Annotated in this window: 7 protein-coding genes, 1 tRNA gene and 1 pseudogene; 3 read left to right on the top strand and 6 right to left on the bottom strand. The window is 67.1% G+C overall.

Annotation, left to right across the window (positions count from 1 at the left end):
* Positions 1-95: 95 nt before the first annotated feature.
* The 3 genes and pseudogenes from LFT49_RS04130 to LFT49_RS04120 all read right to left on the bottom strand — a co-directional run.
* Positions 96-944: an FtsX-like permease family protein gene (locus LFT49_RS04130; RefSeq protein ID WP_237429842.1), complete on the bottom strand. Its 849-nt coding sequence runs from the start codon at positions 942-944 to the stop codon at positions 96-98.
* A 60-nt stretch (positions 945-1004) separates the two neighbouring features.
* Positions 1005-2951, bottom strand: coding sequence for a hypothetical protein (locus LFT49_RS04125; RefSeq protein ID WP_237429841.1), 1947 nt, complete (start codon positions 2949-2951; stop codon positions 1005-1007).
* Positions 2951-3103, bottom strand: a pseudogene (locus LFT49_RS04120) (ABC transporter ATP-binding protein); the annotation flags it as partial. The pseudogene LFT49_RS04120 and the gene LFT49_RS04125, both read right to left, overlap by 1 nt.
* Before the next feature lie 443 nt (positions 3104-3546).
* Here LFT49_RS04120 and LFT49_RS04115 point away from each other — a divergent pair.
* Entirely contained in the window at positions 3547-4746 is a 1200-nt protein-coding gene (locus tag LFT49_RS04115; protein ID WP_442863690.1) for an IS30 family transposase, read from the top strand.
* On the opposite strand, the gene LFT49_RS04110 is transcribed toward LFT49_RS04115, so the two are convergent.
* The 3 genes from LFT49_RS04110 to LFT49_RS04100 all read right to left on the bottom strand — a co-directional run bounded on the left by LFT49_RS04110 (position 4732) and on the right by LFT49_RS04100 (position 7087).
* Positions 4732-5373, bottom strand: a complete 642-nt coding sequence (locus tag LFT49_RS04110; protein ID WP_237429840.1) for an ABC transporter ATP-binding protein — start codon at positions 5371-5373, stop codon at positions 4732-4734. The two genes, LFT49_RS04115 and LFT49_RS04110, sit on opposite strands and share 15 nt — an antisense overlap.
* Complete coding sequence (locus LFT49_RS04105) at positions 5370-5981, bottom strand: PadR family transcriptional regulator (RefSeq protein ID WP_237429839.1); 612 nt, start codon at positions 5979-5981, stop codon at positions 5370-5372. The genes LFT49_RS04110 and LFT49_RS04105 overlap by 4 nt, the downstream gene beginning before the upstream one ends.
* Positions 5982-6103: 122 nt before the next feature.
* Complete coding sequence (locus LFT49_RS04100; RefSeq protein ID WP_236801072.1) at positions 6104-7087, bottom strand: NAD(P)H-quinone oxidoreductase; 984 nt, start codon at positions 7085-7087, stop codon at positions 6104-6106.
* A gap of 108 nt (positions 7088-7195) precedes the next feature.
* On the opposite strand from LFT49_RS04100, the gene LFT49_RS04095 reads away from it, so the two are divergent.
* Positions 7196-7283: transfer RNA gene (locus LFT49_RS04095), tRNA-Ser, on the top strand.
* Between the two features lie 447 nt (positions 7284-7730).
* Positions 7731-12254 carry an ExeM/NucH family extracellular endonuclease gene (locus LFT49_RS04090; protein ID WP_237429838.1) on the top strand — a complete coding sequence of 1508 codons (4524 nt, stop codon included), beginning with the start codon at positions 7731-7733 and terminating at the stop codon, positions 12252-12254.
* The last annotated feature ends 49 nt before the right edge of the window (positions 12255-12303 follow it).

The raw sequence follows: 12303 nt of genomic DNA, 5'->3' as shown, positions 1-12303 counted from the left end.
AATGCGGGCCAGTCATAAAGCGGCCGACGGCAGCGCGGCGCCTGGCCATGCGGTGAACGGCACTGACCGGGCGACGAACGAGGGGGGTCTTCCTGCTAGGCCAGGCCGCGCCGGGACAACGGCAGGCCGGAGCGCGTGCAGGCCCATGCGAGCGATGCACCCGCCAACGGAACGGCAACCACGAGGGCGAGCAGGTGCAGCCAGGGGACCTCCACTGCGGTCCGCATGTCCGTGGACAGGACCAGCAGGAGAGCCGGCACTGCCCCGGCCAGCGCCCCCAGCAGGGCGCCGACGCCACTGGTGAACAGGGCCTGGGAACCCGCCAAGGCCCTGCGCAGCCGGGGTGACGCGCCGACCCCGGCAAGGGTGGCATGGTCCGTGCGGGCGTCGGCCAGGGACAGGCCGGTGGTAATGCCCGCTGCGCTGAACGTGATGAGAGCCGCAGCGGCCACGATGGACCAGGTCATCCACTGTCCGCCCTGCGTGATGCCCGGTTCCGCCTGGAAGGGCATGCCGGGCTGACCATAGACAGCAGCGGCTGCAGCGGAGGCTGCATCCGCCTCAGCCTCCGACGGATACTTGGCCAGCTGCACCAGCAGTCCGGTTGGTGCAGGGCGCAGGTCAAGGCGCGCGGCCGTTTCGGGCGAGACAACGCCGTAGTAAGGGACCGCGACGCGCGGTTCGAGCACCACCGCGTCCAGGGCGCTGCTCCTGACCACCGAAGGGACAGTGCCTGGCCCTGAGGGTGCGGGCTGGTGGGTCCGCACATCCCGCGCTTGGAGCACCGCCTTTCCTTCAGTGACGAAAACAGGGTTGGTCACCACCATCCCCCCTGCCCTCAGCACCGTGATCGCCTCCGGGGATGCGTCCCGGCCCAGCGCCGCGCGGATGTCCTCTGCGCCGCCCACCAGGATGGCCCGGTCGGACGGCTGTTCATTGACCATGGACCCGCGGCACCGCCAGTCCCCCGGGTCTACGAGCCTTCCCTGCGGTGTCTTGGGGCACTAGTTGGCCTGCGGTCTGGCCAGTGAGAAGACCAGGCAATTTGAGGTATCCGTGCGTGCCGGGAGCGCTGGGTCGGCGGGACCTTCCGGACAGCTGCGCAGGCCTTCAGGAGCCGTGACGAGCCGGGTCGATTCGACAGTGCCCAGGGCCTCCGCCAGCGCGGAGGAGAGTGCGGATGCATCCACCTGCCGGGGTGGCTGCCTGCTGCCGTCGGCCGCCGGCGGCGGGTCCACTGCCAGGGGCACATACGCCTGGTTTTCCAGCCCGCTCCAATAATGCCCTGCCCGCAGTCCCGCCTGCTGGCTGGCTGAAAGCACCAGGGCGGCGCTTGCGAGGGTGGCGGCTGCCAGCACCGCGGCGACGGCGGGCACGCTCCGGCCGCGGTTCCTCGCCGAGTCCCGCGCGGCCATCCGGAGGGAGAGGGACAGCCATTGGGTCCGGGACGTCAGGCGCAGGATCAGCCAGCCTGTCACCAGCACCAGGCCGGTAACCGCGAAAACCGCACCCGCAATCAGCATCGTGACCACCAACGGCAATTGCTCCGCCTGCCGGTCCGGGTCCCCTGTGGAACTACCCAGAAGCCAGCCGGCTGCCAGCAGGCCCGCGGCAAGTGCCAGTGCCACGCCGCCGGCCACGGTGGTGCGCGTACTTTTTGGTGCCGGCGTCCGCCCGGATTTCAACGCGCCCACTACCGCCTGCCGGGACACCTGGCGGGCGGGGACCAGCGCAGCCAGGACGCAGGCCGCCAGGCCCATGGCCATGGCGACGGCGGTCAGCAGGAAGTCCGGGTGCAGGCCGGCGAGCCGGACAGAACCGGTGGAGCGAACCACCTGGACGACGGCTGCAGCGGCTCCCAGCCCCAGCGCGGCGCCAACCGCAACGGCAAGGCTGCCAAGCCACAGTCCGCCCGCCGTGACCACAGTCCCGATGGTGGCACTTTCCGCCCCGGCAGACGCCAGCAGCGCCAGCTCGCGCACCTGGCCTTTGGCTCCGACAGCGAAGGCGGCACCGGCCAGCAGACCCACCTCCAGGAGCGCGAGCGCCCCGACAAGGCCGAACGTGGCGTAGACGGCAACCGCGGCCGATGAGTCATCCCGCGGCGGTGAACCGGGCACCCTGCGCTGCTCAAGGGGCGGCGGATTCAGCACCACGCTCCGGGAAAGCACGCCCACCCCTTTGCTGTTCGCTTCCCTGACCTGCTGCCACGTCACCGGCTCCGGTCCCACCACGTAGTAGGACACGGACTGGCGGTTCAACGGCCCTTGCTGGACACCGGGAGGCACCTGGCTGGACTGCAGGTACAGGAAGCTGTTGCTGTCCGCTGCCCCCGCGTCCCGAATGGTTCCTACGGGAACAAAGGTTCCTGCCGACGTCGTAAATTCCATGCCCAGGCTGAGGTGGAAGCGCGCCAGCAGCCCGGGCGAGGCCAGGACCTCCGTGGCGGTCTGGGGCGCCCGCCCATCCAGGAGCGTGAACTTGCCGGCGAATGCCGGGTTGAGCGGGTCCACTTCCCTGCCCTGCAGAGAAACCAGCGCGTCGCCCACAGCGGTGGTGAGCGGCAGCATCCGTTGCCGCAGGACCTCATAGCCGGCCGGGATAACGTCGAGGGGGTCCGTCCGCTGGAAGTCCGGGTCGAACCGGCCCGTGCTGGAGGCGACCACGGCGTCATTGGACGGGTCCTGCAGGGAGTCCCCGCTGGGAACCGGCAACACACTGAACCGCGCCTGGGTGTTGCCCAGCTCGTACCGGACGGTCTCCCCGGGTGTGCGCTGGGAACTCTGGTAGAGCGTGGCGGCGCCGGTCAGCCCTGCCACGGGCAGCATGATCAGCAGGATGATGAGGAGGGACCGCCCCTTGTGGCGTGCGATGTCGCGGCGGGCCAGCCTGAGGGCAAGCCGGTGGCTGCTCCGGCGCCAGCGCGGCACCGGAGCCAGGTCCATCGGCATCAGAGTCCGGCCTGCGTCAGCAGCATCGTGGGATCATGCATGGCGGCCGCCTGGTCAATGATGCGCCCGTCCCTAAGGAAGACCACCCGGTCCGCCCAGGCAGCGTGCCTGGGCTCATGGGTGACGAGCATGACGGCGGCACCGGCGTCTTGGGTTCTAGTGGTCGTTGCAACACCCCTTAGTTTTGGGAGTTGCAACGACCATGTCGTCTTTAAGCGAGGACAGGACCCCTCGACGGAGCTATACCTCCGGGGAAAGGGAAGGGTTCTTCCGGGCACTGGCAAGCGCGGGGAGTGTTGCTCTTGCCGCGGCTGAGCTCGGGCTTAAACCGTCGGCGTGCTACCGGTGGCTGCGTGAGGCGGGAATATCTGCCGGCACCATAAATGGCGGGAATGTCCGTGGGGCGAGAGTAACCCCGGAGGTGAAGGCAGCGTTCTTCAAGGCTTTGGCGCGTACCGGTAGCACTACGGTTGCCGCTGCCGAACTGGGGTTGAGCCGTCAAACTTGTTACAAGTGGACCCAGAAGGCCGGGCTTGCGCGGAAACGCACGGAAGGCCCCAGCCGTGAGGATTTCCGCAAGCTCCGCGAAGCTGGAATGACACGCCGGGAGGCTGCCAAAGAACTGGGCATTAACCGGTGCACGGCCCAGGAATGGGACAACGGGGTCAGAAGGACACGGAACGGGCGAATCTACCGTGATGGCCGCCGGGTCGATTACACCAGTGGTGTGATGACACTGACCACCGACGAAGCGATCACCGATTCTGGCGCGTTTCCCGCACTTGCGGCCTTGGAGAAACCACTGGATGCCAGATTCCTGACTTTGCAGGACCGGGAACGGATTGCTGACCTCCGCGCTGCCGGCACACCGGTCCGGAAGATCGCCAGGGAGCTGGGCCGGTCCGCCTCGACCATCAGCCGGGAACTGGCCAGGAACAGTGTCAACGATGGGAAGTATTACGCCTATGCAGCCCAACGTGCCGCGACCGCCCGGCGGCCCCGGCCCAAGGACAGCAAGCTGGTCACTCACCACCGGTTACGAAAGTATGTGAAGAAGAAGCTGCTTCGGCGCTGGTCACCGGAACAGATCAGCAACAAGCTGATCAGGAAGTTTCCCAACGACCCGGAGATGCGCGTGAGCCCAGAAACGATCTATCAGGCCCTCTACTTCCAGGCCCGCGGAGGACTCAAACGTGAAGTCCAGGCAGCTCTGCGCACCGGCCGGACGCGCCGTAAGCCTCACAAGGACCCCCAGCAGCGGCAGCCCCGCTTCGCTGACCCTATGGTGATGATCTCCGAACGCCCACCCGAAGTTGAAGACCGCGCCGTTCCAGGACACTGGGAAGGAGACCTGATCACCGGGGCAAGCAACCAGTCCGCCATCGCCACCCTCGTTGAACGCACCACCAGATACGTCATGCTCGTCCATCTGCCCGGAGACCACACCGCCGAAACCGTCCGTGATGGCCTCATCGCCACGATGAAGACACTCCCCGAACACCTCCGAGGCTCCCTGACCTGGGACCAGGGCGCGGAAATGGCAGCCCACAAATCCTTCACCATGGCCACGGACATGCAGGTCTACTTCTGCGACCCCGCCAGCCCCTGGCAACGCGGCTCCAACGAAAACACCAATGGCTTGCTGCGCCAATACTTCGAAAAAGGCACGGACCTATCCATCTATGGCCCCGAAGACCTCGAACACGTCGCCCAAGAACTCAACAGCCGACCACGCAAAACGCTCGGCTGGGACACCCCAGCCGAGCGTCTGCGTGATCTACTAATGACCACATAACACCAGCAGTGTTGCAACGACCCCTAGAAACCGCCCGTCGGCGCGGGACCGCAGCACCTCCATGACCCCCTGGCCCGTCGTGGAGTCGAGCGCGCCGGTGGGTTCATCGGCCAGGATCAGCCGTCGCTTGCCCACGATGGCGCGGGCGATGGCCACGCGCTGCTGCTGGCCTCCGGACATCTGGTCCATGAAGCGGTCGGCGAGTTCCGGGATTCCCACCTGCCGGAGCGCATCCGCGGCCTGCCGGTGCGCCTTCCTGGCGGAAGTTCCATCCAGCTCCAGCGGCAGCGCCACGTTTTCCGCGGCGGTAAGCGTAGGGACCAGGTTGAAGTCCTGGAAAACGTAGCCAACGGCCCGGCGGCGCAGGCGGGCGAGGTCATTCAGGCCCAGCCCGGCCAAGGGCGTGGACTCGACGTAGACAGCGCCCGACGTCGGCCGGTCCAGTCCGCCGGCAAGGGCCAGCAGGGAGGACTTGCCGGAGCCCGACGGGCCCATGACCGCGACGAACTCCCCCGCGCAGATGGTGAGGTCAACGTCGCGGAGTGCGGCGACCGCCGTCGCACCTTCCCCAAAGGTCCTGCCGACCTTGGCGAGTTCAAGGACCTGCTGCGGCCCGCGGACGCTCACCGGCGGCTGTCCGCGTTGAGCGGGGCGTCTTCCGTGGCCCCGTTGGACGTCTTTCGCGGGGCACCGGCGGAGGCGGCCTGGGCCTGGGCCTGCTGGACCATCCTGGCCTCGCAGAGGTCCAGCCAGCGGACCTCCGCCTCGGTCTGGAAGATCAGCGAATCCAGGACCAGCAGCCAGGCGGTGTCGGCAGCCCGCTGGTTGGCCGCCGTGTCACGACGCGCCTTGGTGTAGTCCTGCAGGGCCCGGATGGAGGCCACCCGCTGGGCCTGGATGATGGCCTGCACATCCACACCGGGCAGGGTGACGGCGAGCGCGAGCTTGATGGCCAGCTCATTGCGCGGCGGGTTGTTCCGCTCCACCGGGGCCGCGAACCAGTTGCGTACCTCTGCTTTTCCGGCGGGGGTGATGCTGTACACCACGTGCCCTTCGCCGTCGTCGCCTTCCTTGGCCACCAGGGCGTCGCGTTCCAGCCGGTCCAGGGTGGTGTACACCTGCCCAATGTTCAGGGGCCACGTGGCTCCGGTGCGGTTCTCGAACTCGACCCGCAACTGGTAGCCGTAACGCGGCTGGTCCTGCAGCAGGGCGAGGAGGCTGTGGCGAATGGACATTTTGCTCCCCCGGGCTAGTCACTGTCGGCATGCACGGGCCCCCAAGACCCGTGCATACCGCGTATGGTCAGCCTAACGCGTGCATACCCTTTGCGCAATACCGGGTATGCATCTGGGGTTTTTTACATAACCAGCAGGACCTTGCCCACATGGTCGCCGCTGTCGAAATAGCGGTGGGCCGCCGCAACCTGGTCCATCGGGAAGGTCTTGGCAACCAGCGGGCGGATCCTGCCGTCGGCCACCAGCGGCCACACGGCATCGCGGACAGCGGTCATGATGGCGCCCTTTTCCGCCACCGGCCTGGGCCGCAGTGCGGTAGCCACCACGGCAGCCCGCTTCTTCAGCAGCAGCCCCAGGTCCAGCTCGCCCTTGGCCCCGCCCTGCAGCCCGATCACCACCAGGCGGCCGTAGTCAGCCAGGGCCTCCACATTCTGCTGGAGGTATTTGGCCCCCACCACATCCAGGATGACGTCCGCGCCCTTGCCGTCGTTTTGGCGTCGGAGGCTCTCCGGGAAATCTTCCTCTTTGTAATTGATGGCAATGTCCGCGCCGAGGAATGCCTTGGCAGTGCTGACCTTTTCCTCGGTGCCCGCCGTCGTGGCCACCTTGGCACCGAACGCCTTGGCCAGCTGGATGGCCATGGTGCCGATCCCGCCGGTGGCGCCGTGGATGAGGACCGTTTCGCCCGGCTGCAGCTGCGCCGTCATGATCAGGTTGGAGTAGACCGTGGCAGCCACTTCAGGAAGGGCTGCCGCGGTGACCAGGTCCACCCCCTCAGGCACACGCAACACCTGCTCTGCAGGGACTGCCACCTGCTGGGCGTAGCCACCCCCGGCCAGCAGGGCCACCACCTTGTCCCCCAGCGAGAAAGGCTTGCTGACGCCGGGGCCGAAACCGGCAATCCTGCCGGAAACCTCCAGCCCGGGGACCTCGGAGGCGCCGGGCGGCGGCGGGTAGAACCCCCGGCGCTGCTGCACATCGGCCCGGTTGAGGCCGGCAGCCACCACATCAATCAGCACCTCACCCTGGCCGGGCACCGGGGCATCCACGTCCCGGACTTCCAGCACCTCCGGGCCGCCCGGCTCCGAAATGTAGATGGCTTTCATGGACCTCTCCCGTTCCTGACTCAAAATCCGGCTGCAACCAGTGTGCACCGGACACCTTCCCCGGCCTGTTTTGTTGCAGGCAAGTGCCTATGAAACACTACTAGCTGAGGAAGGTTGTCCGAGCGGCCGAAGGAGCTGGTCTTGAAAACCAGTGTGCGGTAACCCCGTACCAAGAGTTCGAATCTCTTACCTTCCGCAAGGGAACCCCTGGCAGCCGGTGACGGCGGCCAGGGGTTTTTTGCTTTAACGCCATTCCCCCCGCCGCCACGGAGCCCCGCCTGCCGACCATGCCGTATTGCCGGCACGTAAATTCTTTGGACTAACCCCCTGCCAAAGCCCGGCCGGAAAGCTACCCGCGGGTATCGTGTGTGATTAGCGGCACACCTGCGCGTGTGCCCGCATCATCACTCCCGCAACAGCACCTTCGGTACGGGTTGGGGAAGCCCGTCCCGGAGGCGGGGCGTTCCGCTGGGGAACGTCCCGCCGAATGCACGCTCCAGCCACCTTGCGTTCATTCAGTGCTGTTGTCCTGAGCCGGACACCCACTTGACCAGGAGCAGGATCCGGGCGCCACGCCCGGGTACAACCTGGACGCACCCCGCCGGGCCATCCACCCGGGACACCTCAATGAAAGTAAGAGCGGATGCATCAAAAAACATGGAAGTTGACGCTGGGCACAGCGTTGTCGGCGGGGCTTATTGCAGCCCCACTGGCAACCGTCCCGGCAGCCGCGGAGGTCTCAACCGCGGCCGGCACCTCCCCCGTTGTGATCAACGAGGCCTACCTGAGCGGCGGCAGCATCGGCGCCGCCTACAAGAACAAATTCGTAGAGCTTTACAACACCTCCGACGCTCCCGTTTCGCTTGACGGCTGGTCGGTCCAGTACCGCTCCGGTGGCGGCACCGCGGCACCGAGTGGAGTGGCCGCGCTATCAGGATCCATCCCGGCCGGGGGCCACTACCTGGTGCAGGGCGGCAGCAACGGTACCAACGGCGCCGACCTGCCCAAGCCCGACCTCGTGGCCGGCGCCCTTAACTTTTCCGGCGCCTCGGGCACCATCGTGCTCGCCAAGCAGCCCACCGCCGTCGGACTTCCCACCGGTTCCGTGGTGGAGACCGCAGGCGTAGCCGATCTCCTGGGCTACGGAACCTCGAACACCTTTGAGACCCAGGCAGCCGCGGCGCCCACCTCAAACACCGATGTGAGGAGCCTCAACAGGACCGCCGGCGCGGACAGCAACAGCAGCGCCGCGGACTTCACCCTCAGCGCCGCCATCACGCCGACGTCCTCCGGCGGCGCAGCTCCCGCTCCGGATCCGACGCCGGCCCCTGACCCGGTTGCCAGGACCATCGCCGAGATCCAGGGCACTGGTACAGAAAGCCCCCTGACCGGCGCCACCATCACCACCAAGGGCAAGGTCACGGCGGCCTTCCCCACCGGCGGGCTCAACGGTTACTACATCCAGACCCCGGGCACCGGCGGCGACCTCACGGCCACCAACCATGCCGCATCCGACGGCATCTTTGTCTACTCCCCCGCCACGGTGGGTTCGGTACGGGCAGGCGACTACGTCCAGGTGACCGGCACCGTGGCCGAGTACTTCGGAATGACCCAGCTCAACGTCACGGCGGCCGCTGGCCTGACGAAGCTCACCGACGCCGCACCCGAGGTCAAGGCCACCGCCTTCACCCTCCCCGCCACGGAAACCTTCCGCGAATCGTTGGAAGGCATGCTCCTGGCGCCCCAGGGCCCCATGACAGTGAGCGACAACTACAGCCTGAACCAGTACGGCGAGATCGGCCTGGCCGGCGGGACCACCCCGCTCGAGCAGCCCACAGCCGTGGCGCCCTATGGCTCGGCCGAGTACACCGCCCTCGTCGCGGAGAACGCAGCACGCAGCATCAAGCTCGACGACGGCGCCAGCACCAACTTCCTCAAGGACGCCACCACCAAGGCCGAGATCCTGCCGTACCTGGCCACCACGGACCCCGTGCGGGTGGGCTCGCCTGCCGCCTTCACCACCAACGTGGTGCTCGGCTACGCCAACAACTCCTGGAAGCTGCAGCCACTCACCCACCTCACCGAGGCCAACAAGGACACGGTCCAGCCGGCCCGCTTCGGCGGCACCCGCACCGAGGCTCCCGCAGCGGTGGGCGGCAACCTGAAGCTCGCCTCCTTCAACGTGCTGAACTACTTCCCCACCACGGGCGACACGCTGACCGGGTGCACGTTCTACGAGGACCGGGCCGGCAACCCAATCACCGTCCGCGGCGGCTGTGACGCCCGCGGCGCCGCCAACGCCGAGAACTTCAAGCGCCAGCAGGACAAGATTGTTGCCGCCATCAGCAAGTCCGGCGCCGACGTGGTCACCCTCATGGAGGTGGAGAACTCCGCGCAGTTCGGCAAGGACCGGGACGACGCCCTGGCCAAGCTCGTGGAGGCGCTCAACATCCCAACCCCCGGGATCTGGGACTACGTCCGCTCGCCCGCGAACGCACCCCCGCTGGCGGACGAGGACATGATCCGCACCGCATTCATCTACAAAAAGGCCGCGGCGGAGCCTGTCGGCGAATCGATCATCCACAACGACACCGTTGCCTTCGCCAACGCCCGCAAACCACTGGCGCAGGTATTCAAGCCCATCGGCGGCGGCGCCGGCAGCGAGTTCATCGCCATCGCCAACCACTTCAAGTCCAAGGGCTCGGCAGCAACGCCGGACGACACGGACAAGGGCCAGGGCGCCTCCAACCTCGCCCGCACGGCCCAGGCCAAGTCCCTGCTGGACTTCGCCAACTCCCTGCAGGCAGCCAAGGGCACGGACAAGGTCTTCCTGATCGGTGACTTCAACTCGTACGGCAAGGAAGACCCCATCAACGTCCTGACGGGGGCCGGATACGCCAACCAGGATGACAAGGCACGCAACGCCGACGGCTCGGCCAAGCACTCCTACCTGTTCGGCGGCCTGGTGGGTTCGCTGGACCACATCCTGGCTTCCCCCGCCGCCAATTCGGTGGTGTCCGGCGCGGACATCTGGAACATCAACTCCGTTGAATCCGTGGCCCTGGAATACAGCCGCTACAACAACAACGTCACCAACTACTACGCCCCGGACCAGTTCCGCGCCAGCGACCACGACCCCGTGCTGGTGGGCCTGAACCTTCCGTCCACACCTGCCAGCGTTGACCTGAACTTCCTGAACATCAACGATTTCCATGGCCGGATCGACACCAACACCGTCCAGGTGGCCGGCACCATCGAGAAGCTCCGTGCCGCGGCCGCCCCCGGTGCCACGGCATTCCTGTCGGCAGGTGACAACATCGGCGCCTCCCTGTTCGCCTCGGCGGTTGCCAAGGACCAGCCCACCATCGACGTGCTGAACGCCCTGGAGCTGAAGGCTTCGGCCGTGGGCAACCACGAGTTCGACGGCGGGTGGGCGAACCTGCGCGACCGCGTCATTGCGGGCGGCACCAACGCCAAGTTCCCCTACCTGGGCGCCAACGTCTACCGCAAAGGCACCACCGAACCGGTCCTGCCCGAGTACACCGTGCTGGACATGAACGGGATCAAGGTGGCCGTGATCGGCACCGTCACCCAGGAAGTTCCGTCCCTGGTGACGCCGGCCGGGATCGCGGACCTCGACTTCGGCGACCCCGTCGAGGCCATCAACCGGGCAGCCGCGAAGATCACGGCTGACAAGCTTGCCGACGTGATCGTCGTTGAGGATCACGACGGCGCCGGCTCCGGTGTGGTGGAAGGCGCCACTCTGGAGCAGGAAGTGGCAGCCGGTGGGCCTTTTGCCAAGCTGGTCACCGAAACATCCCCTGAGGTTGACGCGATCTTCACCGGCCACACCCACAAGGAATATGCCTGGGACGCACCTGTCCCCGGCAGGGCGGGCGAGACCCGGCCCATTGTGCAGACCGGCAACTACGGCGAGAACGTAGGCCAGATCCAGCTGACCGTGGACACCGCCACCAGGCAGGTGACCAGTTACAAGGCCGGGAACGTCAAGCGCAGCACCGATCCGGCTGCCGATCTGGTCGCCACCTACCCACGGGCGGCCGCCGTCGACGCGATCGTCAAGAAGGCTTTGGCGGACGCCGCCGTGGTGGGCAACCAGCCCATCGGCTCGGTCACCAAGGACATCACCACCGCCTTCACCACCGATGCCACCGGCACCGCCAAACGTGATGACCGGGGCAGCGAGTCCACCCTGGGCAACCTGGTGGCCGACTCCCTGCTTGATTCGCTGAAGTCTTCCGACCTCGGCGGTGCGGAAATCGGCGTCGTCAATCCCGGCGGGCTGCGCAACGAGCTGTACTACGCGCCCGACGGCACCATCACCTACGCCGAGGCCAACGCAGTGCTCCCGTTCGTGAACAACCTGTGGACCACGTCCCTGACCGGCGCGCAGTTCAAGACGCTCCTGGAGCAGCAGTGGCAAACCAATGCTGACGGCACGGTCCCCAGCCGCGCCTACCTGCAGCTGGGCCTTTCAAACAACGTGAACTACACCTACGACGCCGCCCGTGCAGCAGGCGACCGGATCACCGCGGTGCGGGTGAACGGCGAACTGCTGGACCCGGCGAAGTCCTACCGGGTAGGCACGTTCAGCTTCCTGGCGGCCGGCGGGGACAACTTCCGGGTCTTCACCGAAGGCGCCAATACCCGGGATTCGGGACTGGTGGACCGGGACGCGTGGATCGGGTACCTGCAGAAGAGCAGCCCCGTGTCCCCCGACTTCGCCCGCCGCTCCGTGGCAGTCACCAACACTACGGCTGCCGAGGTCAAGCCCGGCGAACCCATCACCCTGGCGGTGTCCAAGCTGGACCTGACCTCCCTGGGCAGCCCGGTCAACACTGCCCTGCAGGCGTCCTTCACGGACGCCGCCGGCACGGTGACGCAGCTGGGGACTGTTCCGGTGGCCTCCGGCGCGGCATCGGTGAACCTGGCGGTCCCGGCCGGCGCAGCGGAAGGCGCGGCAACCTTGGTGCTCACCGCCGTCGAATCCGGCACCGAGGTTAAGGTCGCAGTCCTGGTGGGCGCGGACACCCCGGCACAGCCGGTCTGCGTCCCGCCGGTCAAGCCCACCCGTCCGGCTGATGTCAGGGGCCAGGCCAACTACGGACAGGCCATGGCCGCGTACAGGGCCTGCCTGCGCGGCTAAGACCGCAGATGCGCCATCACTTTGGTCCCTATTCCGCCCGTTTAGCGGC

The organism is Arthrobacter sp. FW306-06-A, from assembly GCF_021870055.1.
Classification (GTDB): Bacteria; Actinomycetota; Actinomycetes; order Actinomycetales; family Micrococcaceae; genus Arthrobacter.
This window is presented reverse-complemented; position numbering and strand designations above follow the sequence as displayed.